Below are 23,047 nucleotides of genomic sequence, written 5' to 3' on the forward strand. Positions count from 1 at the left end.
CGCGCGGCCGGGCTGCCGCGCGGGACGAGGGTAACCCGGGTGGGGGGATCTTGGCGGGTGATCGGGGATCATGGCCGACCGGCCCGGCCCGACTGGCGCGGACCGGTCGGTCCGAGTCCGGTCCGGGGCCGGTTTGGGCCCGGTCCGGCCCGGCTTGGGCGCGGCTACTCGAAGGCGGCCGCCGCCTCGCGCAGCGCCCGGGCCACCGTCTCCGGGTCGTACGGCGCGGGCTCGCCGGGCCGGTAGGTGACGGAGTGCAGGGCGCCGGTATAGCGGAAGGAGCGGTGCCGCTCGTACAGCGGCCAGGAGACCGGGGACTTGCGGTCGATGCCGACGCTGATGCCCTGGAACGGGGCCATGCCGATCAGCTGGTGGACCGGGCCGAGCAGGGCGGGCTCCGCCCCGGCCGCGGCGCCGTCCCCGGTGTCGCCCACCGGCAGGCCGCCCACCGGCAGGCCGTCCACGAGCAGCCGGAACTCCCATCTGAGGTCGGCGACGGCGGTGGCCTCCAGGGTGATCAGCCGGGCGCCGGCCGGCAGCGGGCCTCCGTCGGCCTCCAGCAGGTCGCCGTACTGGTTGTAGGCGAGGCGCAGCCGGCCCTCCTCGACGTAGAGGCTGTAGCCGCCGCCCTGGTCGCCGTGCGAGACCAGGACGCCCTGGTCGCCCGGCCGGTAGCCGTCGAGCGCGGCCTCGACCGTGAAGGAGCGGAAGGCGATCAGCCGGGAGGAGCGGTAGCGTTCCAGTTCGGGGGTGCCGGCCAGCAGGGTGACGGGGCGGCGCAGCCGCTCGGCCTCGGGGCCGCGCAGGGCGAGGGCGCCGCTGCCGTCGGCGAGCGGGAAGACCCCGTCGCGCCAGGCGGCGGCCTCCCAGGCGGCGGACAACTCCTTGACCAGGTCGGGGTGTTCGGCGGCGACGTCGTGGATCTCGGTGGGGTCGGTGCGCAGGTCGTACAGCGCCCACTCGCCCTCGTCGTACGGGGTGCCCGGGCGGTGCAGGGTGACCAGCTTCCAGCCGTCGCGGTAGTAGCTGCGGTTGCCGGTCATCTCGCAGTACTGCTCGTGGTGGGTACCGGGCGCGGCGCCGTCGCGCAGCACGGAGGTGAAGCCGGTGCCGTCGAGCTCCTGGACGGGGTGGCCCCGGCGCTCCGACGGCCTTTCCACGCCCGCGAGTTCGAGCAGGGTGGGCAGGATGTCGGTGACGTACTGGTACTGGGTGCGGACGCCGGTGTCGCCCTCGGTGCGGGGCAGGCCGGCCGGCCAGGAGAGCACGAAGGGGACGCGGACGCCGCCCGCGTAGGTCTGGCCCTTGTAGAGGCGGAAGGGGGTGTTGGAGGCCATGCCCCAGCCGCGCGGGTAGTGCACCAGGCTCCGCGGGCCGCCGATCAGGTCGATCTCGCGCCGGACGTCCGGGTTCCAGTCCGCCGGCAGGTTCGGGTGGTGGACGAAGCGGCTGAAGTAGCTGCGGGTGCCCTCGGCGCCGCCCTCGCCGGTGCCGCCGTTGTCGCTGGTGAACACGATGATGGTGTTGTCGAGTTCGCCGAGGGCGGCCAGGGTGTCGGTGAGCCGGCCGAGGTTCTGGTCGACGTTGTCGACCATCGCCGCGTACACCTCCATGTAGCGGGCGTACAACTTTTGCTGGACGTCGGTGAGTTCGTCCCAGGGGCCGACCTCGTACCCGGCCTCGGAGTTGCGCTCGGGCAGCTCGGTGCCGGGCGGGAAGTGTCCGGCGGCCAGCTGGCGGGCGAAGCGGGTGCGGCGCAGCTCGTCCCAGCCGCCGTCGTAGCGGCCGCGGTGGCGGGCGAGGTCCTCGGGCTTGGCCTGGAGCGGGCCGTGCACGGCGTTGTGGGCGAGGTAGAGGAAGAACGGCTTGTCGGCGTCGTGGGCGCGCAGCGAGGTGACCATCTTGACGGCCTGGTCGGTGATGTCGTCGGTGTAGTAGTAGCCGTCGGGGAACTCGTCGATGTCCAGCGGGCTGTTGTCGCGGACGAGTTGGTGCGGGTGGAAGAGGCTGGTCAGGCCCTCCAGGACGCCGTAGTACTGGTCGAAGCCCTTCTGGAGCGGCCAGTTGGCGCGGTCGTCGGCGGCGTTGGAGGCGGAGTCCCGGGTGAGGTGCCACTTGCCGACCGCGTAGGTGGCGTAGCCGGCGTCGTGCAGCAGTTCGGCCAGGGTGGGGATGTCCCCGGCGACCTCCATGCCGTAGCCGGGGAAGCCCGGGTCGGCGTTGGCGACGAAGGAGTAGCCGACCCGGTGCGGGTTGAGGCCGGTGAGCAGGGCCGCCCGGGCGGGGGAGCAGAGCGGCATGGTGTGGTAGTTGGCGAGCCGGACGCCGGTGGCGGCGAGGCGGTCCAGGGTGGGGGTGGGGATCTCGGCGCCGAACGGGCCGATGTCGCTGTAGCCCATGTCGTCGATCAGCACGACGACGATGTTGGGCGCGCCCTCGCGCGGGCGGACCCGCCGCGGCCAGGCGGGGACGGACTCGGCGAAGGTGCGGCCGACGGTGCCGGGGAAGCCCGCGTACGGGTCGCGGCGGTGCGGGTCGGGCTGCGGCGTCGGCCGGAGGTGCGGGTCGGGCGGGGTGCTCATACGGTGCTCCGGGGGTGGCTCGGGCGGGCGCCGGCTCAGCGGCTGGCGGCCGGAGCGGGCTCCAGGCCCGGCACGGCGGCCAACAGCTCGGCGGTGTAGGGGTGTTCGGGCGCGGTGACGACCCGGTCGGCGGGGCCGGTCTCGACGATCCGGCCGCGGTGCATCACCGCGATCCGGTGGCTGACCCGGCGGACCACCGCCAGGTCGTGGGCGATGAACAGGACGGCCAGGCCGAGTTCGCGCTGGAGCCGGGCGAGCAGCTCGATCACCTGGGCCTGGACCGAGACGTCCAGCGCGGAGACCGGCTCGTCGCAGACCAGCACGCTCGGTTCGGGCGCCAGGGCCCGGGCGATGCCGATGCGTTGGCGCTGGCCGCCGGAGAAGGCGCGCGGGTGGCGGTCGGCCACGGCCGGGTCCAGCCCGACCTGCTCCAGCAGTTCGGCGACCCGGGCGGCGCGCTGCTCCCGGTCGCCGAGGCGGTGGGCGATCAGCGGCTCGGCGATGATCTGCCCGGCGGTCATCCGGGGGTTGAGCGAGGAGTACGGGTCCTGGAAGACGAGTTGGACCTCGCGGTGCGGCCCGTCGCGCCGTGCCCCGCGGCCGAGTTCCTCGCCGCGGAAGCGGATGCTGCCGCCGGACGGCGGGTGCGCCTGGACCAGCGCCCGGGCCAGGGTGGACTTGCCGGAGCCGGACTCTCCGACCAGGCCCAGGGTCTCGCCGGGGTGCAGGTCGAGGTCGACGCCGTGCAGCGCGGTGACGGCGCGCTGCCGGGAGCCGTACGTCTTGGTCAGGCCGCGGACGGTGAGCAGCGGCCGGGTGCCCGGGGTGCTGTTGGCGGCCGCCCGGGAGGGCTCCTCCAGGCGCGGTACGGCGGCCAACAGCTCGCGGGTGTACGGGTGTTCGGGCCGGGCGAGGACCTCGGCGGTGGCGCCGCTCTCGACCACCCGGCCGTGCCGCATGACCAGCAGCCGGCGGCAGGTCCGGGCGATCACCCCGAGGTCGTGGCTGATCACCACCAGGGCGGTGCCGGTCTCCCGGTTGATCCGGGTCAGCAGCCGCAGGATCTGCTGCTGGACGGTGGGGTCGAGGGCGGTGGTCGGCTCGTCGGCGACCAGCACCTCGGCGTCGTGGGCGAGTGCGAGGGCGATCATGATGCGCTGGCGCTGGCCGCCGGAGAACCGGTGCGGGTGGTCGCGCAGTCGGCCGGCGGCGTCGGGGATGCCGACCAGGTCGAGCAACTCGGCGGCCCGGGCCTGTCGTTCGGCCTTCCGCCGGGTGCCGCCGTGGGCGCGCAGTGCCTCGTCCAGCTGGCGGCCGACGGTGAGCACGGGGTTGAGCGAGGACATCGGGTCCTGGAAGACCATGGCGATCCGCCGCCCGCGCAGGGCGCGCAGCGCGGTCTCGGGGAGGGTGGCGAGGTCCTGCCCGGCGAGGTGGACCGAGCCGGCGGTGATCCGGCCGCCGGGCGGCAGCATCCGCAGCAGCGCCAGCGCGGTGGTGGACTTGCCGGAGCCGGACTCGCCGACGATGCCCAGGGTGTCGCCCGCTCCGAGGTCGAAGGAGACGCCGTCGACGGCCGTGGTGCCCTGGGAGTCGGAATCGCCGAACCGTACGGTGAGGTCGGTGACGCGGAGCACGGTGGTCATCGGCGGATCCCCCGGTTCAGGGCCTCGGCGATCAGCGTGAAGCCGAGCACCAGCGCGGTGGTGGCGGCCAGCGGGGCGGCCGCGAAGGTCGGGTGGGTGGCCAGGTAGGCGACGGACTGGCTGAGGATGCTGCCCAGGGTGGGCTCCGGCGGGCGGACCCCGAGGCCGAGGAAGCTCATCGCGCCCTCGATGAACACGCCGAGCGAGAGCGCCACGGCGGTCTGGACGATCAGCGGGTCGACGGCGTTGGGCAGTACGTGCCGCAGCAGCACCCGGGCCCGGGAGGCGCCGCCGACCCGGGCCGCCAGGGCGTACTCGCGCTCCCGCTGGACGAGGATGCCGGCCCGCAACTGCCGTCCGTAGCCGGGGATCTCGGCCAGCGCGATGACGATCACCACCGGCCAGCGGCCCGGGCCGAGGACGGCGGTGACGGCCAGGGCGAGGATGAGCCCGGGGAAGGCGAGCAGCAGGTCGAAGGCGCGCTGGACGGCGAGGTCGGACCATCGGGAGGTGGCCGCGAGCAGGGCGGCGGAGCAGCCGAGCAGGGCGCCGACCGGGACGGCGGTGACGATCAGCGCGAGGTCGGTGCCGATGCCGTGCAGCACCCGGCTGTACAGGTCGCGGCCGAGGTCGTCGGTGCCGAAGGGGTGCGCGGCGCCGGGGCCGGCCAGGGCGAGCGCGCTCTGGGCGTTCGGGTCGGTGCCGGTGAGCAGCGGTGCGAGCAGTCCGGCCAGGGCGACGGCGCCGACCAGGACGAGGCCGGTCAGGCCGCGCGGGCTGAGCAGGGCGGAGCGGTAACGGCCGCGCAGTGCGGCGGACTTGAGGGGAGGGGCGGCGGTGGTCATCGGGTCACTCCCAGCGGATCCGGGGGTCGAGCCAGGTGTAGGCCAGGTCGGTGAGCAGTTGGACGGCCACGTAGACCGCGACCACGAGCAGCAGCAGGTCCTGCACCAGCGGGTAGTCCCGGCGCAGCACGCCCTGCTCGATCAGCTGGCCGAGGCCCGGCCAGGCGAAGATCCGTTCCACCAGGACGGCCCCGGCGACGAGGTGGCCGGTCTGGAGGCCGAGGACGGTGACGGCGGAGGGCAGTGCGTTGGGCAGGGCGTGCCGCCAGACGATCCGCCGCCGGGAGACGCCGAGCGCGGTCGCGGTGCGGACGTAGTCCTCGGCGAGGGCGCGTTCGATGCCGTCCTTGAGGTAGCGGGCCAGCACGGCGGCGCTGGGCAGGGCCAGGCAGAGGGCGGGCATCGCCAGGTACTGCACGGCCAGGTCCGGTTCGGCGAGCAGGGACTCGTGCCCGCCGGCCGGGAGCAGTTCGAAGGAGACGGCGAACAGCAGGACCAGCAGCACACCGGTGACGAACGGCGGGACCGCCAGCACGCCGGTGGTGACCGCCTGGACGGCGGCGGCGACCGGGCCGCGCCTGGTGGTGGCGCCGACCACGCCCAGCGGCAGCGCGATCAGCACCACCAGCAGCAGGGCGCCGAGGGTGAGTTGGACGGTGGCGCCGAGGCCGTTGCCGATCAGGTCGGAGACCTGGCCGCCGATCGCGTAGCTCGGCCCGAGGTCGCCGCTCAGCAGGTGGCCGAGCCAGCTGACGTACTGGCCGAACAGCGGCTGGTCGAGCCCGAGTCGACCGCGGATGGCGGCGACGGTGGCGGGGGAGGCGTCCGGTCCGGCGAGCGTGGTGGCCGGGTCGCCGGGGATCAGCCGGAGGATGAGGAAGACCAGGAAGGAGGCGAGGGCGAGGACGAGCAGTCCGCTGGGGAGGCGTTTCAGGAGGAAGGTGCGCATGGGGTTCCGGGCCGTCCTGCTCAGGCCGTGAGATAGGCGTCGTCGAGGTTGAGGTAGCCGAACTTGTTGAGCGTGACGCCCCGGGCCCGGCGGCCCGCGACCTCGACCAGTCCGGCGATGGCGAGGTCGATCACGAACTCCTCGTCCAGCAGCACGTCGGTGATCTGCTGGTGGAGGGCCCTGGCCTCGGGGCTGTCGCTGTCGCTGCGGTTCCAGGCCCGCTGCACCACGTCGGTGTAGGCGGGGGAGGCGAAGCGGGAGCTGTTCCTGGCCTCGTTGAAGGGGTAGGCGCTCACCGCGAGGGTCGCGGGCTGGAGTTGGGCGAAGCCGTGGCTGAGCGTCCACAGGGCGGGCATGGACTGGGAGATCAGCTGTTTCTGCATGGTCGGCGAGTCGGCGGGCTGGAGCACCGTCTCGATGCCGACCTGCCGGAGGTCGTACTGGAGGATCTGCGCGACGGCGGTCGGCCCGGCCTCGTTGGAGTGGGCGAAGGGCAGGGTGATGTGCTCGGCGCCGGCCTCCCGGAGCAGCGCCCGGGCCCGCTCCGGGTCGTGCCGGTAGTGGGTGGCGCCGGCCTCGGTGTAGGCCGGGGAGGACTTGGGCCAGGGCACCGAGGAGACGGTGCCGTAGCCGCCGAGGGCCTGTTGGACGAGCCGGTCGCGGTCGACCGCCCAGGCGATGGCCTGGCGGACGCGCTTGTCGCGGACGTGCTCGGCGGTGACGTCCACGCCGATGTAGTGGGCGCCGGAGCCGGTGTCGTACTGCCTGATCCGGAACCGCGGGTCGTCGACCAGGGTCGCGGCGTCCTTGCCGCGGACGTTGTAGGAGAGGTGGGTCTGGCCGGTCCTGAGCGAGGACAGCAGTGACTCCGCCTGCGGGATGATCCGGATCTCCACGCCGTCGAGGTGGGGGCGGCCGGGGTTCCAGTACTGCTCGTTGCGGGCGAAGGAGAGCGAGGAGCCGGGCTTGCGCCCGGTGAGGGCGAACGGGCCGGTGCCGATCAGCCGGGTGCCGGTGACGGCGTCCTCGATGCTCTCCCGGTCCGGGACGATCATGAACTCGAAGAGGTCGAAGAGGTTACTCACCGGGTGGGCGAGCACCAGGGTCAGCTCGAAGTCGCCGTTCTTGCGGAAGTCGGTGACGGCGGCGGCGGTGGACCTCAACTGGGCGGAGCGGGCCGGGTTCTGGAGGTTCCGGACGGCGAAGACGACGTCGTCGGCGGTGAACCGGCGGCCGCTGTGGAACAGCACGTCCTCGCGCAGCCTGAGGGTCACGTTCAGGCCGTCCGGCGAGACCTCCCAGGCGGTGGCGAGCTCGGGCTGCGGCCGGAGCCGGTCGTCGTACCGGGTGAGGGTGTTGAAGGCGAGGCGCTGGACGAGGGTGTTGGCGCTCACGGCGAAGAGCAGGCTCGGGGTGATGTCGATGCCGGTCGCGACGGTCAGCACGCCGCCCCGGCGCGGGGAGTCGGCGTCCACGGCACCGGCCGCGTTCCGGGCGTGCTCGACGGCCGAGCGGCAGCCCGCGAGCGTCAGCAGTCCGGCGCCGGCGAGGCCCGCGCGCAGCAGGGCGCGGCGGCTCGGGGCTGGGGGACGGGGGAGCGCGGTCATGGCGGTCCTTCGGGGGCGGCTGCGGGTGATCGGGGCGGTTTCGCGGGGTCGGGGGCGGCTGCGGGTGATCGGGGGCGGTTAGGGACGGTGGGCGGCGCGGGGTGCGGTGAGCGCGTGGACCGGCCGGGCGTACAGCTCGCCGAGCACCGGCGCTCCGGCGGCCACGGCGAGCACGTCCCGGCCGCGCGGCTGGGCGATCAGCAGGCCGGCGTCCCGGTGCAGGTGCGAGCGGAGCGCGAACTCGGCCCGGACGACGTCGAGATGGGCCGGGTCGAGGAGGGCGAAGGTCTCGGTCAGCACCACCAGGTCGGGGTTGACCACGTCGGCGAGCAGGGCGAGCGCGCGGCCGACGATCCGGGCCCGGTTGCGGACCAGCCGGCCGGCCGTCGGGTCGCCGCGCCGGACGGCGGCGATCAGCTGGGCCCGGTCCGGCCCGGCGGTGACCCCCTCGGCGGCGGCCGCCGCGAACAGCGCGGTGTCCGAGGCGGCCACCGAGAGACAGCCGAGCCGCCCGCAGTGGCAGCGCTCCCGGCTGTCCGTGTCCGGGTCGGTGACCGTCCCGGAGACCGGGAGGTGGCCGAGGTCGCCGGTGGCCGAGGGCGGGCCCAGGTGGACGGTGCCCGCGACCGCCAGCGCCGCGTCCACCACGTGGCCGACGAACAGCTGGACCATGCTGCGGCGGGCGGCCGGGTGGCCGAAGAGGATCTCCGCCAGGGTGAGCGCCCGGGCGTGGTTGTCCACCTGGACGGGCAGTCCGGTGGCGGCCGTCAGCTGCTCGCGCAGCGGCAGGTCCCGCCACCGCAGCGGATCGTGCCGGACGACCACCCCGGCCGCCGGGTCGACGGAGCCGCCGGTGACGGCGCCGAGGCCGACCACCGTACGGTCGCCGCGCAGGGTGTCGATCAGCCGGGGCAGCCGGGCCAGCAGCGGGCGCAGCAGGTCCGGGCCGGTCCGGCCGCGGTGCGGGACCTCCTTGCGCCGCAGCACCCGGCCGCGCAGGTCGAGCAGCGCGACGGTGGTGAACGGCAGGCCGATGTGCAGCCCGGCCACGGCGAGGCGGTCCGGGTCGAGGTCGAGCGGCAGCTGGGGGCGGCCCAGGGTGCCGGTGCCGGCGGCCGCCAACTCGGGCCGCTCGTGCAGGAGTCCGAGCCGGACCAGGTCCACCGCCTGCCGGGAGACGGCCGAGGCGCTGAGCCCGGTGAGCGCGGCGACCCGGCTGCGGGCGATCGGCCCGTGGTCGAGCACCGTGCGCAGGACGGCGGAGGCGTTGGCGTCCCGGCGGTCGTCGCCGGCGCGCGGGGCGGTGGACGTGGTCATCGGCGCGGATCTTCTGCCGTGGTCCCTCGCGGCCCCGGTCAGTTGGCCGCTTCGAGCTCCTCGGCGGGCACCAGGCCCGGCACCCGCGGCGGGTCGGCGGGTTCCAGCAGCCGGCTCGGGGCGCCGTCCACGCCGACCGGCAGGTCGCCGTCCAGGGTGATCCGGCGCACCAGGCGCGGCTCGTCGCCGTAGTCGGCGACCGCGTAGTGCTGGGTGGCGCGGTTGTCCCAGATCGCCACGTCGCCGACCTGCCAGTCCCAGCGGACGGTGTTCTCCAGCCGCTCCACGTAGCGCTGGAAGAGGTCGATCAGGGCCTTGCTGTCGTCGCCCGAGACGCCCTGGACGCGCTGGGCGAAGGCGCCCAGCAGCAGGGTCCTCTCACCGGTCACCGGGTGGACCCGGACCACCGGGTGCTCGGTCCTGAAGGCGGTGGAGACGAACACGTCCCGGAACAGCCTGGCGACCTCGGCGTTGTCCGCCAGCTCGGGGCGCAGGGCGAGCCGGGCGGCGTAGTCGTAGTCGTTGGTGTGGACGGCGCGCAGGCTCTCGGCGAGCGTCTTCAGCGGGGCGGGCAGGTCCCGGTAGGCGGCCGCGGTGTTGGCCCAGACGGTGCTGCCGCCGGCCGGCGGGACCTCCAGGGAGCGCAGGATCGAGGCCTTGGGGTAGGACGGGACGAAGGTGACGTCGGTGTGCCAGTTGTTGGCGCGCACGCCCTTGGTGGCGTCCAGCTCGAAGATGTAGCGGCCGTCCGCGCTGGGCACGGTGGGGTGGCCGACCGGCTGCCCGAGCAGCCGGGCGAAGGCCTCCTGCCCGGCGTCGTCCAGGTGCTGCTGGCCGCGGAAGAAGAGCACCTTGTGCTCGTACAGGGCGGCCTCCAGGGCGGCGACGGTCCCGGCGGGGAGGTCGCCGCCGAGGCGTATGTCGTGCACGAGCGCGCCGATCCGGCCGGCGACGGGGGTGAGGCGGAGCGCGGTCGGGGCGGTGGCGTCGGCGGTGGTCGATTCGGCGGGGGAGGCGGGGGCGGTGGTCATGGCGGGGGAGGCGGGGGCGGTGGTCATGGCGGGGCCCTTTCGGGACGGGTGTGGCGACGGCGGATACGGCTACGCAGCGTGACGAATGGCGGGTGCGCGGAGCGGCGTCAGGCGGCGGTGGGCGTACGGCTCCGCATGGCGGGCAGCGGGCGTACGGGGGCGTGACGGTCCGCTTCGGCGGACGTCAGCGGGCGAGGGCGCCGCGACAACAGCGGCGCGGGCAGCGGCGGGGGACGGGGCGGACGACGGTGGCCATCGGCCCTCCTTCCTGGTCGCTGCGGATGGGCTCGGGCCTCATCGTGCTGAACCGCCCGGGCCCCTGTCAATCGTCATCTTGGCTGGTGGGAAAGGGCGTTGCCGCTTCGTTGCGGCGGCTTGCGGCCGCTTGCCGGGTGTTGCGGCGGATGACGGGGGGATGGCGGGCGCGCTGCGGGCGGGCGTTCGGGCTTGTGGCCCGGGGGCGGGGTTACTAATTTTCGGAGCGGAAGTAATCCGGGCCGGCGCGGGCGGTTCCCGCCTCGGGGCCGACGCCTGCCCGGATACCGGTGCGGCTGTGACGTTCGGTGACGGCGGTGCGGTCGTTACTGCCCGAGCAGACGGGCGAAGTCCAGCCCGAGACTGGCGAGGACGGGCAGGGCGCCGAGGTCGGTCACGCCGGCGACCGGGATGCTGTAGCCCTGGTTCACCTCGCGCGGCGCGGCGCCGGCGGTGACGGGGGCGGTGGTCGGGAGCAGGACGCTGCCGAGGAGCAGGGCGACGAGCGAGGTGCGCATCTGAGGGGGCCTCCGGGGGCTCGGGTGACGGCCTGTCAACACCCTCCATGGCAGGGCGGTCACGCATCTTCGCCCCTTCGGCCGCATTGGTAAAGATTCTTGCCTTGTGTTCATGCCAACATCGCGGAGGTCTGGACCACCTTGCGGTCAGGCGCATACGTTTCCTCCACAAAGGCGTTCGGTCGGTGAACTTCCGTACGAATGTGCCGACTTCTGCCTGTCATGCTCATGACCTTCACCGCAACCGAAGGGAACGAACCATGCGTGCCATCGGCAAGAACCTCAGGATCCTCGCGGGCGCCCCGCTCGCCGCGGCCGCCCTGATCGCCCTCACGGCCGGCTCCGCCAGCGCGGCGATACCGATCAACCAGCCCATGACCGGCAAGGCCACCTACTACACCGACGCCGGCTACGGCGCCTGCGGCACCCAGATCAACGCCTCCACCCAGATGCTGGTCGCCGTCTCGCACACCTGGTGGACCACCGCCAACCCGAACAACGACCCGGTCTGCAAGGGCATCTCGGTCAAGGTGACCTACCAGGGCAAGACCGTCACCGTCCCGGTGAAGGACCAGTGTCCCTCCTGCGACTCCACCCACATCGACCTCAGCCAGCCCGCCTTCGCCAAGCTGGCCCCGCTGGACAAGGGCGTCATCACCGGCCTGAGCTGGCAGTTCGTCAAGACCGGGCTCAAGGGCGAGACCGTCGAGCTCTCCGCCCCGGTCACCGGCTCCACCATCGGCTGAGCCGGCCCCGACGCCGGCCCCGACGGCCGTGCCCGCCCCCGCGGCATGACGGGGGCGGGCACGGTCTCTCCGCGTCCGGTCCTCCTCCCGCGTCCGGTCAGGCGCCCGCGGACCCCGCGAGCCGCGGAGCCATCGCCAGCAGCAGCTGGACGGCCGGGGGAGCCGTCCGCGGATCGTGGGCCAGCCCCAGCGTGACGGTCGGCACCGGGGCCGTCAGTCGGCGCAGGCAGACGCCGGGGATCCGGAACACCCGGGCCCGGCCCTCGGGGATGGGCGCGATGCCGTACCCCGCCGCCACCGCCAGCAGGAGCTGCTCGTCGTCCGGCTCCTCCCGCACGATCCGCGGCGACCGGCCCGGCCACAGCTGCCCGGTGATCAGCGCGTGCATCCCGGGCCCGTTCTGGCGCGGCCAGAGCACCACCGGCTCGTCCGCGATCCGGTGCCGGCCGATCCGGGCCCGGGTGCGGGCGAGCGGATGGCCGGCCGGCACGGCGAGCAGCAGCTCCTCCTCGGCGACGATCCGGCAGTCGAGCCCGGGGACGTCCAGCGGCGGCCGGACGAACGCCGCGTCCAGCCGCCCGGCGAGCAGCTCGGCGACGTTGTGCGAGGTCCAACCGGTCTGCAGGGCGACGTCCAGCCGCGGGTAGCGGTTGCGGAACTCCGTCACCAGGGCGTCGCAGACCCCGCCCCGGGCGGAGCGGGTGTACGCCACCCGCAGCCGTCCCTCCCGCCCCTGGACCACCGCCGCGACCCGCTCCTCGGCCGCCGCCACCTCCCGCAGCACCCGCCGGGCCTCCTCGGCGACCGCGCGCCCGACCGGGGTCAGCGCGCAGCCCTTGCTGGTGCGCTCGACCAGCTCCACGCCCAGCTGCCGCTCCAGCGCCCTGACCTGCTGGCTCAGTGCCGGCTGCGCCACGTGCAGCCGGCGGGCGGCCCGGGTGAAGTTCAACTCCTCCGCCAGCACCGAGAAGTAGCGCATGCGCCGCAGATCCATCCGCAGATCCATCCGGCGATGATAAGGGCGGCTTATCGCTTCCGGACAGAACCGGTCTTGGACGGCTTCCGGCGCGAGCCGCTTTCCTGGTGAGGGCCGCCGGCACCCGGCGGGCGGCCTCCGAGGGAGGGGTTCGCGATGGACGGCACGACGGACGGCACGGTGAACGGTGCGACGGGCGGCACGGTGGACGGCGTGATGGACGTCGTCGTGGTCGGGAGCGGGATCATCGGGCTCACCACGGCGATACGCCTGCAGGAGAAGGGACTTCGGGTCGTCGTGGTGACGGCCGACGGGCTGCTGTCGACGACCTCGGCGGTGGCCGCCTCCGTCTGGTTCCCGGTCGCCACCGGCACCGGCGGCCGGGTGGCGGACTGGTCCGCGACGGCCTTCGCGGAGTTCGCCCGCCAGGCCGAGGAGGGCGTGCCCGGCGTCTCGATGCGCAGCACCCGCATGCTGGAGCACGAGCGGCAGTCGGCAGGCCAGCCCTGGTGGGGCGACGCCGTCCCCGACCTGCGCCGGCTGACGGCCGCCGAACGCGGGGCGGACTGCGCGGACGGCTGGTCGTTCACCGCGCCCGCCGTCGAGATGCCGCTCTACCTGCCGTGGCTGCTCGGCCGGTTCGTCGACAACGGCGGCGGGATCGTCCACCGCCGCCTCGACACCCTCGACCAGGCCCGCGCCTGGGCGCCCGTGGTCGTCAACGCCACCGGGATCGGCGCCCGGCAGCTCTGCGACGACCCGGCCGTGCACCCGATCCGGGGCCAGCTCGTCCTCGTCCGCAACCCCGGCCTGCCCACCTCGACCCGGATCCAGGACGACCCGGCCGGCTACACGTACATCCACCCCCGCAGCACCGACGTCGTCCTCGGCGGCACCTTCGAACCGGACGACTGGAACACCGTCGCCGATCCGGCCACCGCCGAGGCGATCCTCGCCCGCTGCACGGCCCGGATCCCCGCACTGCGCGAGGCCCGCGTCCTCGGCCACGTCGTCGGCCTGCGGCCCGCCCGCCACGGCGGTCCCCGCCTCGAGGCGGAGCCGGACGGCCGGACCGTCCACAACTACGGCCACGGGGGCGCCGGCGTCACGCTCAGCTGGGGCTGCGCCGACGCCGCGGCCGAACTGGCGGCCGCTGCGGCGAGCTGACCCCGTCGCGCGTGCGTACCGGCCCCCGAGCGCGCCGTCGCGGCGCCGCTCGGGGGCCTTCGGCCGGACGCCCACCGTGCCAAGTTCGCGGTTTTCCACGATGCCCGAGCGTGGTGGTCGGATGCCAGTCTGTGACTGCCACCGCACCCCGCAGCCGGGTCGGGGCGGGACCGATCGGCCCCGGGTGACCGGCTGTTCACGTGGAACGCTCAGAAGGGATACTTGTCATGAACAGGCGAATCGGAGCGACCTCGCTCAGCGCGGCTCTCGCGGCCGCGGTTCTCGTCGGCGGTACCGCCCAGGCCTACGCCGCCGCGGCCTCCCCCGCCCCGGCGCACGCCGCGCCGGCGCCCGTCGCGGCGCCCGCCGTCCAGGAAGGCGCGTCGGCGCAGGCGCTCGACATCTGGCACTGGGTCGGCCGGTACAACTCCCAGTTCGCCGCCGAGGCCGCGTACTGGGTGCTGTACGGCCTCGGGAGCGCCATCGCGATGAGGATCGAGAAGATCTGGGACAACGGCGTGGAGACCTGGGAGCTCTACATCCAGTGAGTCTCCACAGCCAGTGAGTCACCCGGCGCCGGCACCCAGCCGCGGCGCCCCCCTCCGGACGGGACCAAGGCGAGCGTGACGCGTGTCCGCTCGTCCAGCCGAGAAGAGAGTTGGTAGACCCATGCAGCGTACGACCTCCATGACCGGTCTGGGCCGCACGGCCGCGGGCGCCCTCACCGCCGTGCTGATGGCGGCCGGAGCGGTCGCCCTCGCCCCGTCCGCGCAGGCCGCGGCCGGGCAGGACGGGCCGCAGGCCTCGGCGGCGCAGCGCCCGGCCGCCGAGAGCGCGGCGGCGAACGTGCCGCTGGTCGCCGCGGACCGTTCCACGAAGGTCACGCTCTCCAACGGCAGCGGGTCCGGCCTGACCAAGACGTGGGACAAGCTCGACCACGGCTGCTGGACGAACGACATGCTGCCGTCCGACTACATCCCCAACACGAAGTCCTCCAGCTGGCAGAGCGAGTCCTGCGGGTTCGCGACCGGGACCGAGGGCAACATCACCTACACGCTCGACAACGGCGGCGAGGTCAAGCTGCACTGGAACAACCCGTACTGGGGCAGCAACGACTACAGCTGCTCCGTCCCGGACGGGTACACCTGTTCCCGGAGCGGCGGCAGCGGGGACAACACCGCGGTCACCTTCAGCATCGGGCGCAGCCGGGCCAAGGCCGCCGCCGCGGAGATGCCCAGCCTGACCAGCGCCTCCCGGAGCACGAGCATCAACCTGACCAACAACTCGGGGAAGCTGCTCACCCGCTCCGGCGCGAGCCTGCAGTGGGGGATCTGGTCCGACAACATGATGCCGCCGTCGATGGTCCAGCCCGGTGTCACCGCGAAGTGGGCGAGCGAGTCGGAGGGCGTGATGACCGGCACGGAGGGTGAGGTCAGCTTCAACGTGGCCGGGGAGCAGAACCAGGTCAAGGTGCACTGGAACAACCCGTACTGGGGCAGCAACGGCTACAGCTGCGACGCGCCGGCCGGGTACAAGTGCACCTGGCAGGGCGGCAGTGGCGACAACGCCGCGGTCTCCTTCACCCTGTCGAAGTCCTGACGCCGAAGTCCTGACGCGGGATCCGGTGCCGGGGCCCTGATCACGCCGGGCCGGGTCGAACCGGCCGCCCCCGCCCGGGTGCATCCGCACCCGGGCGGAGGCGCGTCCGCGGCCGCTACCGCTCCAGCGCCGCCACCAGCTGGGTGCGCCGGGCGATCCGCAGCTTCCGGTAGGCGTTGGTGAGGTGGGTCTCCACGGTGCGGCGGGTGAGGCAGAGCGCGGAGGAGATCTGGGCGTTGGTGTGCCCCGCCGCCGCCAGTTCGGCCACGCGCCGTTCGGCGGGGCTCAGGGCGTGCCCGCCGTCCCGGTTCCGCACCCCGCCCTCGCGCAGCGCCTCCTCCGCCGCACCGAGGAGACGGCCGACCGGGGCCGGTCCGCCGGTCTCCGGGGCGGGCCCGGCCAGCCGCAGGGCCACGGCGTGCGCCTCGCGCAGCGTGTCGCGGCCCTTGCGGCCGCTGCCCGCCTCGATGTGGGCCCGGCCGAGGTCGATCAGCACCTCCGCGAGTTCCACGGGCGCGGCGGCCGGCCTGAGCAGTTCGGCGCCCTCGGTCAGCGAGCACAGGGCCAGCCGGCCGCCCACGGCCGCGGCGTACGCCCGCAGCGCCCGGCCGACGGTGCGCGGGGTGCCCCAGGTCCGGGCGTGGCGCAGTTCCTCCTCGGCGAGTTCGCGGGCTTCGTCCCGCCGCCCGAGCCGTACCAGGGCGAGCGCCGCTCCGGAGCGCCACGGCGTGGCGACCGGGCTGACGAAGTCGTGGGCGAGCTGGCCGGCTCCGCAGACCAGGTAGTCGTCGAGGGCGGCCTGCCAGTCGCCGTCCGCGGCGTGCAACAGGGCCCGGGTGTAGCTGAGTTCGTTCCACTCCCAGGAGCTGTCGCTGCCGGACGGGCCGACCAGGGCCACGGCCTCCCAGGCCGCGGAGCGCCGTCCGGTCTCGCGCCGGGCGGTCGCCACCATGGCGGCGAGGTGCGGCAGTCGGACGCCCTGTCCGGCGGTCGCCTCCACCAGGGGGGCGTTCTCGGCGATGACGCGGTCGAACTCCCCGGCCCAGAGCGCTGCTTCGGCCCGGACGCTGAGCAGGCACTGCAGGCCCACGTCGGTCAGGTCCGGGGGGACGGGCGGGGCGGGCAGGCACTGGCCGGTCAACTCCCGTGCCTCGTCCAGGCGGTCCGCCCACTGGAGCAGGGTGGCCGCGCTGCCGAGCCAGGCGGTCCGCAGCCGCGGGTCCACCGGCGCGGCCAGCCGCGGCCGGACCCGGTCGAGCACCTCGGCCGCCGAGCAGAGGCCGGCCCCGGCCTCGTACTCGGTGATCAGTCCGCACACCAGGGGCTCGATGGCGGGGGGCGCGGTCGGGGCGAGTGCGCGCAGGCCGGCGACGGCGCCGCGCCAGGCGTCGTTGTCGTGCGAGGAGACGAGCGCGCCGAGGGTCCCCAGCACCTGGACGAGTTCGTCGTCGTCGGCGCCGCGACCGGCCCGGCGGAGGACCTCCAGCGCGGTGTCGGGATCCCGGCGCGCGACGTGGGCCGCGCAGAGGGCGGTGGCCGCGGTGGCCCGGTCCCGGAGGTCGGTGTGCAGTTCCAGTCCGGTGCGGAGCCGGCGGATGCCGGCGGTCGCGTTGTGCGGGAGCTCCAGGGCGCCGAGGCGCATGGTGAGGGCGGCCCGGCGGTCCGGATCGAGCGGGCCGCTCAGGGCGTGGCGCAGGTACGCGGCGGACTCCGCGACGTGACCGGCGCGCATCGCCTCCTCGGCGGCCTCGGACAGCGAGCGGGCCATCCACGCCTCGCCGGGCCGTTCGACCCGCAGCAGCCGGGAGGCCACGGCGGTCGCGGGCGCGCCGCTCTCGTCGAGCAGTTCCGCGACGCGGGTGTGCAGTGCGGCGATCTCCTCCGGTGCGGCGACGGCGAGGACGGCCTCCCGCGCGAGGGGGTGGTCCAGCAGCCTGCTGATGCGGCGCGCCGACCGTTCGCCCGGGGAGCGGGTGGCGGTGCAGAGGTCGGAGAGCTGGTGGAGCAGGCCGGGGCCGACGGGCATCCCGCCCTCGGCGGCGACGGCGAGGGCGAGGCAGGCGTGGCGGACGCAGGGGTCGGCCCGTCCCAGCCAGCGGGCGATCGTGTCGCGGAAGCGGCTGCGTGACGGGGTGGCCGACGGGCGGGGGAGCGCCCCGTCGGCGAAGTCGGCGACGAGCGCCCGCACCAGGGCCGGGTTGCCGATGCCCGCCTCGACGCAGGCCACGGTGGAGCGCTGGTCGAGGCCGGCGTCCCGGGCGAGGCGGATGACGGCGGGGACGCTGAGCGCGGGGAGGGCGACGGCCGTGCCGGTGGCGGGCGGGAAGGGGGCCGGACCTGACGGGTCGGCGCGCTCGGTGAGCAGCAGCAGGACGGGGATCTCAGCGATGCGGCGGGCGAGGTAGCCGAGCCAGCGCCGGGACGGCTCGTCGGCGTGGTGGAGGTCGTCCACCGCGAGCAGGACCGGCCGCTCGGCGGCGGACCGGGTCAGCCTGGTCACCAGCCCGTGGAACAGCCGTTGTTCGTCCGCTCCGGCCGCGACGGAGAAGGGCACGGCCTCGTCGTCCGCGAAGAGCTGGCGGACGAGCCCGAACGGGAACGCCGTCTCCTCCGGTACGCCGCGGGCGCGTCCGACGCGTACGGCGTCACCGTCGGCCTGCTGCCGGACGATCGCCTCCAGCGCGGCGGTCCGTCCCATGCCGGACACCGGTGCCGAGAGCAGGACCCAGCGTCCGCTGCCCGCCCGCGCCGCCGCCGCGGCCGCCGAGGCCGTGCCCAGCACCTCGTCGCGCTCCAAGAGCATGTGCTCCCCATCCTGTCGGTCCTGTTCGGCCGGTCCGGCGCGTGGTACCGGTCCGGGCCGTCCCCAGCGGTTCGGACAGGGGTTTCCGCGGTCGTCGGAGCCGTATTCCGCAGGAACATCGTGAACGATCTCTTTCCGGTTCGATCTTCACCCACGGGTGGCGCGAGGCGGCCGGTCGAAACGGAAAACGGCGTGATCATGCTCATGGCGAAGCTTGATCCCGACGCTACCGCCGGGTTTCCCGCAGGGTGTCCTGCCTGCGACGACGGCCGCACCCGGCCGCCCGGCCCGTCGGGCGGGGCCCCGGAGCGGAGCGGCGGGCGTGCGGCCGTGCCCACTCGGTTCGTCGGCGTATTGGTGGGGCCCGGCCAGGTTGTTCGAATACCGCTCGATTCCGTCGGGCGTCGACCGGGCGGGTGGAGCGGGCCACGGGGGCGGCTTACTGTTCGGGGGTCCGGAGGCGGGTCGAGAGCGAGCAGTCCGAGAGTGGGGAGGCCGAGGGTGTCCGAGGCGAGGAAGCCGGTGCTGTACGTCGTGGTGTGCGCGGCGGGGGTCGCGGGCGGGGTGGGGGAGCTCATCTCGGCCGCGCAGGAGCAGAACTGGGACGTGGGGGTGGTGGCGACGCCCCAGGCCATGGGGTTCATCGACGCCGAGGCGATCGAGGCGCGGACCGGGTACCCGATCCGCTCCGCCTGGCGGAAGCCGGGGGAGCCCCGGCCGCTGCCGGACCCGGACGCCCTCGTCGTGTCCCCCGCCACCTTCAACACGCTCAACAAGTGGGCCCTGGGCATCTCGGACACCCTGGCGCTGGGGATCCTCTGCGAGTCGTACGGCTGGGGAGTCCCGGTCGCCGTCCAGCCCTGCCTGAGCGCGGCGCAGGCTGCGCATCCGGCCTATGCGGACAGCCTGGCGAGGCTGCGGCGGATGGGGGTGCGGATCGCGGACTTCACGCCGGGCTCGTACGACTGGACGCGGGCCCTGGAGCTGCTGCGGGACTGACAGGGTGGCTGATCGGGCCCGGTGATCCTTGCAGTGTGGGGGGTGGCCCGGGCCGAACCCGCGGAGGTAGCGTCCGGGCAGGTCAGCGAGGGTACGGGAGGTTTCCGGTGGCGGCGGTCAACGGCGAGGTGTCGTTCTGGTACGCGGCGGACGGGGTGCCGGAGCCGGGCCCCGCGCTGCCCGGGGACCGGGACGTCGACGTGTGCGTGGTCGGCGGCGGGTACACCGGGCTCTGGACGGCCTACTACCTGAAGAAGGCCGACCCCGGTCTCCGGATCGCCGTCCTCGAACGGCGGTTCTGCGGCTACGGCGCCTCCGGGCGCAACGGCGGCTGGCTGTACAACGGCTTCGCGGGGCGCGGCGCCTTCGCCAGGCGGTACGGGCGGGAGCGCGCGGCCGCGATGCAGCGGGCGATGGACGAGGCGGTCGGGGAGGTCGTCGGCGTCGCCGGGGCCGAGCGGATCGACGCGGACATCGTGCGCGGCGGTGTCCTCGAAGTCGCCCGCAGCAAGCCGCAGTTGGAGCGTCTTCGGGCCCACGTCGAGGCCGAGCGGGCCTACGGCGAGGGCCGGGTCGAGCTGCTCGGCGCCAAGGAGGCGGCCGAGCGGATCAACGTCGCCGGCACCCTCGGCGGCTGCTGGACGCCGCACGGCGCCCGCATCCAGCCCGCCCGGCTCGCCCGCGGACTGGCCCGCACCGTCCGGGAGTTGGGCGTCGAGGTGTACGAGGGGACGGCGGTCACCGCGATCCTGCCCGGCAGCGGCTACCGCAAGCCCCGCGCCGTCACCCCGTACGGCACCGTCACCGCCGACCACGTGCTGCGCGCCACCGAGGGGTTCACCGCCGGGCTGCGCGGCGAGAAGCGCACCTGGCTGCCGATGAACTCCGCGATGGTCGCCACCGAGCCGCTGCCCGCCGAGTTCTGGGCGGAGGCCGGCTGGGAGGGCCGCGAGGTGCTGGGCGACTTCGCGCACGCCTACATGTACGCGCAGCGCACCGCCGACGACCGGATCGCGCTCGGCGGGCGGGGCGTGCCCTACCGGTTCGGCTCGCGGACGGACTCGGACGGCAGCACCCAGGTGGAGACGGTGCGCCAGCTCCGGGCCGTCCTCGACCGGTTCTTCCCGGCCGCCGCGCACGCCCGGATCGACCACGCCTGGGCGGGCGTGCTCGGCGTCCCCCGGGACTGGTGCGCCACCGTGGAGCTGGACCGGGTGAGCGGGCTCGGCTGGGCCGGCGGGTACGTCGGCAGCGGGGTGACCACCACCAACCTGGCCGGCCGCACCCTGCGGGACCTGGTGCTCGGCCGGGACACCGAGCTGACCCGGCTGCCCTGGGTGGGCCACACCGTGCGGCGCTGGGAGCCGGAGCCGCTGCGCTGGCTCGGGGTGCACGCGATGTACGCCGCGTACCACGCCGCCGACCGGCAGGAGGCGGCCGGCCGGGCCACCACCTCGCCGATCGCCCGGGTCGCGGACCTGGTCGCCGGGCGCTGAGCCTACGGGCCCGGGCCTCCGGGCCTCCCGCGACAGGGCCTTCGGGGAACCGGGTGTTGAACGGGTGCGGGCGGCACCGGGTTGACGGTCCGGCGGCGTGCCGACCCGGTGCGACGGCCGCCGGTGCGGTCGTCCCGCCAGGATGTCCGGATGACAGTGAACGAGGCGGACCCGCCGCCGGCGCCGCACGATCCACGGCCGTCGCTTCGATCGTCCGTTCGGACGTGCCGCCGAGCGGAGTCGGCCCGCAGCACCCACGGTGAAGGCGTGCTGAGGAGAACACTGCCGGCCCTCGCGGTCGCCCTGCTGCTCTGCGCGCCGACGAGCGGCGCGTGGGCCAGGTCGCCGGGCCGGCAGGTGGCGGTCGTGGACCAGGCCTCGCGCAGCGTGCTGGTGTTGCAGAGCGCCGAGGAGCTGATGGCCTACCGCGGCCCGGGCCGACTGCCCGTCGTGTGGGGCTGGAGTGCCGACCGCGCACCGGAGTTGACGGATCTGACGCCCGCGCGCAGCTGGACCGACCCGGACGAGGCCAAGTCCCGGATCCGGCAGGGGCGGCGCTTCCTGCTGACCACCGCCTCCGGCGGGCTGGCCGCCGTCGTGGAGACCACCACCGGCCGCGTCCACTGGGCGACGGACCTCGGGACGGCCGCCAACCCGCACAGCATCGAGCTGCTGCCGGACGGCAACGTGGCCGTGGCGGCGAGCGCGGGCGGTTGGGTGCGGCTGTACGCGGCCTCGCAGGGCCCGCGGGCCGCGGCGTACGCGGAGTTCCCGCTGACCGGCGCGCACGGGGTGCACTGGGACGCGCGGACCGGCCTGCTCTGGGTGCTCGGCGACACGGCGCTCACCGCGCTGCGGGTCGGCGGCACCCCGGCCGCGCCCGCCCTCACCGTCGTGCGGAGCAGCCCGCTGCCCGACCGCGGCGGGCACGACCTGGCGCCCGTCCTGGCGGATCCCGGACGGTTCTGGGTGGCCACGCTGACCGGCCTGTGGCGCTTCGACCCGGCCACCGACCGCTTCACCGCCGTGCACCTGGCCGATCCGGCCGCCGAGCGGGACCTCAAGAGCGTCGGCGACGAACCCGGCACCGGCCGGCTGCTCACGGTGGCGCCCGAACACGAGGCGCCGTGCGACTGGTGCACCTCGGTGATCACCCTGCACCGGCCGGAGGGGACGCGGTCGCTGCGGGGCTCGCACCTGTACAAGGCGAGGTGGTGGAGCGTCTGGTAGCAGATTTCGTTCCCCGAGGAGTCGATCCGGGGCCGCGCGTCGTGGATACCACTCGAATTGCGGACGGCATTCGACTGATGGGGCATATTGTGTACACCGACAAACTACTCCGATGGAGGTCAGTTTTCCGTCGCGGTCGGCAAACCATCCGTCGACCCCCGTCGGCTGGGATAGCGTCGTGGGGTCGGGGGGTCGACACCGATCCGGTGCATTCGAACGCTAGCTACTGGGCCGTAATGGCCGAATGAGTCATGGAGAAAATCATGCGGAATTTCCCTGCGGAAAACCGGCCAGACGGAGTCGACGACCTTCAACTCGCGATGGAATCACTGGCCGCCTTCCCGTCCCGGAACGCAGGGAGCGGGGCGGATGTGACCGAGCGGCTCGCGGCCGTCCACGATCTGTGCCGCGCGGTCGACGCGGTGCTGGACAGCCTGGTCGTCCAGGCCGCCGCCGAGGCGGCCGAAGAGGGTTGGACCGCGGCCCGGATGGCGGCCGAACACTCCGGCTACTACGCCAGGTTGCAGCGCGCGCTCCTCCCCGCCGGTGCCGGGCTGACCCGGCAGTGAGCGCGGTGCTGCCGGGCGTGCACGTGCTGTCCTGCCCCACCCGGTGGAGCGACGTCGACGAGAACGGGCACATCAACAACGCCCGTCTGGTCGGCTACATCCAGGAGGGGATTTACGACCTGTTCTGCCACCACGAAACCGCCGTCCGGGAGTCGCTGTTCCCGTCCGGGTTCATTATCGCCAGGCACGAGATCGACTACCTGGAGCAGTTGCACCACCGGCCCGAGCCGCTCTCGGTGGTGCTCACCGTGGAACGGCTCGGACGGAGTTCCGCCCAGGTCGAGGTGAATGTCTGCCGGGACCGGCTCACATTTATGCGGGCGCGGACCGTGGTGGTCGCCCGGGACCGCGAATCCGGCCGCTCGCGGGCGCTGAGCCCGGCGGAACGGATCTTTCTCTCGGCGTTTATGCCGGACCCGGCCCGCGCCCAGGCGGTCCTGGCGGCCACCACGGTGACCGCGGCGGCAGCGGTGAGCGCGGCGCCCCCGGCGCAGCGCGTGGCGGCCGGCCCGGTCACCGGCGGACTGCTGCCGTCCCGGCGGCCGCGCAGGCGGTGCCACGCCTCGGCGCGGTGAGCGGCGCGGCGGGCGGTGCGGTGCGGTGAACAGTGCGGTGCGGTGAACAGCCCGGTGGACCGCAGGACGGACCGTTGCCCCGGGGCGGCGGCGTGATCGACGGCGGCGGCCGGTTCCGAAGGCGCCGGGGCGAGTTA

General features: G+C 74.5%; 19 protein-coding genes. 9 read left to right on the forward strand and 10 right to left on the reverse strand.

Features of this window, described 5'->3' with window-relative positions:
- Positions 1–164: 164 nt before the first annotated feature.
- The 8 genes from ACWDCZ_RS11385 to ACWDCZ_RS11420 form a co-directional block, all read right to left on the reverse strand.
- A complete protein-coding gene (locus ACWDCZ_RS11385; protein ID WP_449815809.1) occupies positions 165–2,582 on the reverse strand; it encodes an arylsulfatase in 2,418 nt (805 codons plus the stop codon).
- Positions 2,583–2,617: 35 nt separating this feature from the next.
- Positions 2,618–4,228: an ABC transporter ATP-binding protein gene (locus ACWDCZ_RS11390; RefSeq protein ID WP_449815810.1), complete on the reverse strand. Its 1,611-nt coding sequence runs from the start codon at positions 4,226–4,228 to the stop codon at positions 2,618–2,620.
- Positions 4,225–5,073, reverse strand: coding sequence for an ABC transporter permease (locus ACWDCZ_RS11395; RefSeq protein ID WP_449815811.1), 849 nt, complete (start codon positions 5,071–5,073; stop codon positions 4,225–4,227). Before ACWDCZ_RS11395 ends, ACWDCZ_RS11390 begins: the two co-directional genes overlap by 4 nt.
- A 4-nt stretch (positions 5,074–5,077) precedes the next feature.
- Positions 5,078–6,022, reverse strand: coding sequence for an ABC transporter permease (locus ACWDCZ_RS11400; RefSeq protein ID WP_049655646.1), 945 nt, complete (start codon positions 6,020–6,022; stop codon positions 5,078–5,080).
- Between the two features lie 20 nt (positions 6,023–6,042).
- The gene (locus tag ACWDCZ_RS11405) at positions 6,043–7,629 is read right to left on the reverse strand and encodes an ABC transporter substrate-binding protein (protein WP_449815812.1); all 1,587 of its coding nucleotides are present in this window, start codon (positions 7,627–7,629) and stop codon (positions 6,043–6,045) included.
- A 78-nt stretch (positions 7,630–7,707) separates the two neighbouring features.
- Entirely contained in the window at positions 7,708–8,946 is a 1,239-nt protein-coding gene (locus tag ACWDCZ_RS11410; RefSeq protein WP_449815813.1) for an ROK family protein, read from the reverse strand.
- A gap of 38 nt (positions 8,947–8,984) precedes the next feature.
- Complete coding sequence (locus tag ACWDCZ_RS11415) at positions 8,985–9,977, reverse strand: TauD/TfdA dioxygenase family protein (protein ID WP_449815841.1); 993 nt, start codon at positions 9,975–9,977, stop codon at positions 8,985–8,987.
- Between the two features lie 581 nt (positions 9,978–10,558).
- Positions 10,559–10,750, reverse strand: coding sequence for a hypothetical protein (locus ACWDCZ_RS11420; protein WP_049656983.1), 192 nt, complete (start codon positions 10,748–10,750; stop codon positions 10,559–10,561).
- Between the two features lie 260 nt (positions 10,751–11,010).
- Here ACWDCZ_RS11420 and ACWDCZ_RS11425 point away from each other — a divergent pair, with 260 nt between their 5' ends.
- Positions 11,011–11,496 carry a cysteine/serine endopeptidase inhibitor gene (locus ACWDCZ_RS11425; protein ID WP_049656984.1) on the forward strand — a complete coding sequence of 162 codons (486 nt, stop codon included), beginning with the start codon at positions 11,011–11,013 and terminating at the stop codon, positions 11,494–11,496.
- 97 nt (positions 11,497–11,593) lie between these two features.
- On the opposite strand, the gene ACWDCZ_RS11430 is transcribed toward ACWDCZ_RS11425, so the two are convergent.
- Positions 11,594–12,502, reverse strand: coding sequence for a LysR family transcriptional regulator (locus ACWDCZ_RS11430; protein WP_234348579.1), 909 nt, complete (start codon positions 12,500–12,502; stop codon positions 11,594–11,596).
- Between the two features lie 126 nt (positions 12,503–12,628).
- Between ACWDCZ_RS11430 and ACWDCZ_RS11435 the strand changes: the two genes are divergently transcribed.
- From ACWDCZ_RS11435 to ACWDCZ_RS11445, 3 genes are all read left to right on the forward strand, one after another.
- Entirely contained in the window at positions 12,629–13,639 is a 1,011-nt protein-coding gene (locus tag ACWDCZ_RS11435; protein ID WP_449815814.1) for an FAD-dependent oxidoreductase, read from the forward strand.
- Between the two features lie 227 nt (positions 13,640–13,866).
- Positions 13,867–14,187, forward strand: a complete 321-nt coding sequence (locus ACWDCZ_RS11440) for a hypothetical protein (protein ID WP_449815815.1) — start codon at positions 13,867–13,869, stop codon at positions 14,185–14,187.
- Between the two features lie 121 nt (positions 14,188–14,308).
- Positions 14,309–15,238 carry an aegerolysin family protein gene (locus ACWDCZ_RS11445; protein ID WP_074005251.1) on the forward strand — a complete coding sequence of 310 codons (930 nt, stop codon included), beginning with the start codon at positions 14,309–14,311 and terminating at the stop codon, positions 15,236–15,238.
- Between the two features lie 115 nt (positions 15,239–15,353).
- Here the strand turns inward: ACWDCZ_RS11445 and ACWDCZ_RS11450 are convergent, their stop codons facing one another.
- Positions 15,354–18,041, reverse strand: a complete 2,688-nt coding sequence (locus ACWDCZ_RS11450) for a LuxR C-terminal-related transcriptional regulator (RefSeq protein ID WP_449815816.1) — start codon at positions 18,039–18,041, stop codon at positions 15,354–15,356.
- Positions 18,042–18,542: 501 nt separating this feature from the next.
- On the opposite strand from ACWDCZ_RS11450, the gene ACWDCZ_RS11455 reads away from it, so the two are divergent.
- From ACWDCZ_RS11455 to ACWDCZ_RS11475, 5 genes are all read left to right on the forward strand, one after another.
- Positions 18,543–19,040: a flavoprotein gene (locus ACWDCZ_RS11455; RefSeq protein WP_181970499.1), complete on the forward strand. Its 498-nt coding sequence runs from the start codon at positions 18,543–18,545 to the stop codon at positions 19,038–19,040.
- A 107-nt stretch (positions 19,041–19,147) separates the two neighbouring features.
- A complete protein-coding gene (locus ACWDCZ_RS11460) occupies positions 19,148–20,536 on the forward strand; it encodes an NAD(P)/FAD-dependent oxidoreductase (RefSeq protein WP_449815817.1) in 1,389 nt (462 codons plus the stop codon).
- 267 nt (positions 20,537–20,803) lie between these two features.
- The gene (locus tag ACWDCZ_RS11465) at positions 20,804–21,766 is read left to right on the forward strand and encodes a DUF6528 family protein (protein WP_449815818.1); all 963 of its coding nucleotides are present in this window, start codon (positions 20,804–20,806) and stop codon (positions 21,764–21,766) included.
- 371 nt (positions 21,767–22,137) lie between these two features.
- The gene (locus tag ACWDCZ_RS11470) at positions 22,138–22,335 is read left to right on the forward strand and encodes a hypothetical protein (RefSeq protein WP_049657510.1); all 198 of its coding nucleotides are present in this window, start codon (positions 22,138–22,140) and stop codon (positions 22,333–22,335) included.
- A complete protein-coding gene (locus ACWDCZ_RS11475) occupies positions 22,332–22,910 on the forward strand; it encodes an acyl-CoA thioesterase (RefSeq protein ID WP_074005255.1) in 579 nt (192 codons plus the stop codon). The genes ACWDCZ_RS11470 and ACWDCZ_RS11475 overlap by 4 nt, the downstream gene beginning before the upstream one ends.
- Positions 22,911–23,047 lie beyond the last annotated feature (137 nt).

This window comes from Kitasatospora sp. NPDC001225, assembly GCF_053597855.1.

Bases quoted from the DNA above. Each gene is read 5' to 3' on its own strand.
- ACWDCZ_RS11385 (WP_449815809.1), bottom strand. From the start codon at position 2,582: ATGAGCACCCCGCCCGACCCGCACCTCCGGCCGACGCCGCAGCCCGAC.
- ACWDCZ_RS11390 (WP_449815810.1), bottom strand. From the start codon at position 4,228: ATGACCACCGTGCTCCGCGTCACCGACCTCACCGTACGGTTCGGCGAT.
- ACWDCZ_RS11395 (WP_449815811.1), bottom strand. From the start codon at position 5,073: ATGACCACCGCCGCCCCTCCCCTCAAGTCCGCCGCACTGCGCGGCCGT.
- ACWDCZ_RS11400 (WP_049655646.1), bottom strand. From the start codon at position 6,022: ATGCGCACCTTCCTCCTGAAACGCCTCCCCAGCGGACTGCTCGTCCTC.
- ACWDCZ_RS11405 (WP_449815812.1), bottom strand. From the start codon at position 7,629: ATGACCGCGCTCCCCCGTCCCCCAGCCCCGAGCCGCCGCGCCCTGCTG.
- ACWDCZ_RS11410 (WP_449815813.1), bottom strand. From the start codon at position 8,946: ATGACCACGTCCACCGCCCCGCGCGCCGGCGACGACCGCCGGGACGCC.
- ACWDCZ_RS11415 (WP_449815841.1), bottom strand. From the start codon at position 9,977: ATGACCACCGCCCCCGCCTCCCCCGCCGAATCGACCACCGCCGACGCC.
- ACWDCZ_RS11420 (WP_049656983.1), bottom strand. From the start codon at position 10,750: ATGCGCACCTCGCTCGTCGCCCTGCTCCTCGGCAGCGTCCTGCTCCCG.
- ACWDCZ_RS11425 (WP_049656984.1), top strand. From the start codon at position 11,011: ATGCGTGCCATCGGCAAGAACCTCAGGATCCTCGCGGGCGCCCCGCTC.
- ACWDCZ_RS11430 (WP_234348579.1), bottom strand. From the start codon at position 12,502: ATGGATCTGCGGATGGATCTGCGGCGCATGCGCTACTTCTCGGTGCTG.
- ACWDCZ_RS11435 (WP_449815814.1), top strand. From the start codon at position 12,629: ATGGACGGCACGACGGACGGCACGGTGAACGGTGCGACGGGCGGCACG.
- ACWDCZ_RS11440 (WP_449815815.1), top strand. From the start codon at position 13,867: ATGAACAGGCGAATCGGAGCGACCTCGCTCAGCGCGGCTCTCGCGGCC.
- ACWDCZ_RS11445 (WP_074005251.1), top strand. From the start codon at position 14,309: ATGCAGCGTACGACCTCCATGACCGGTCTGGGCCGCACGGCCGCGGGC.
- ACWDCZ_RS11450 (WP_449815816.1), bottom strand. From the start codon at position 18,041: ATGCTCTTGGAGCGCGACGAGGTGCTGGGCACGGCCTCGGCGGCCGCG.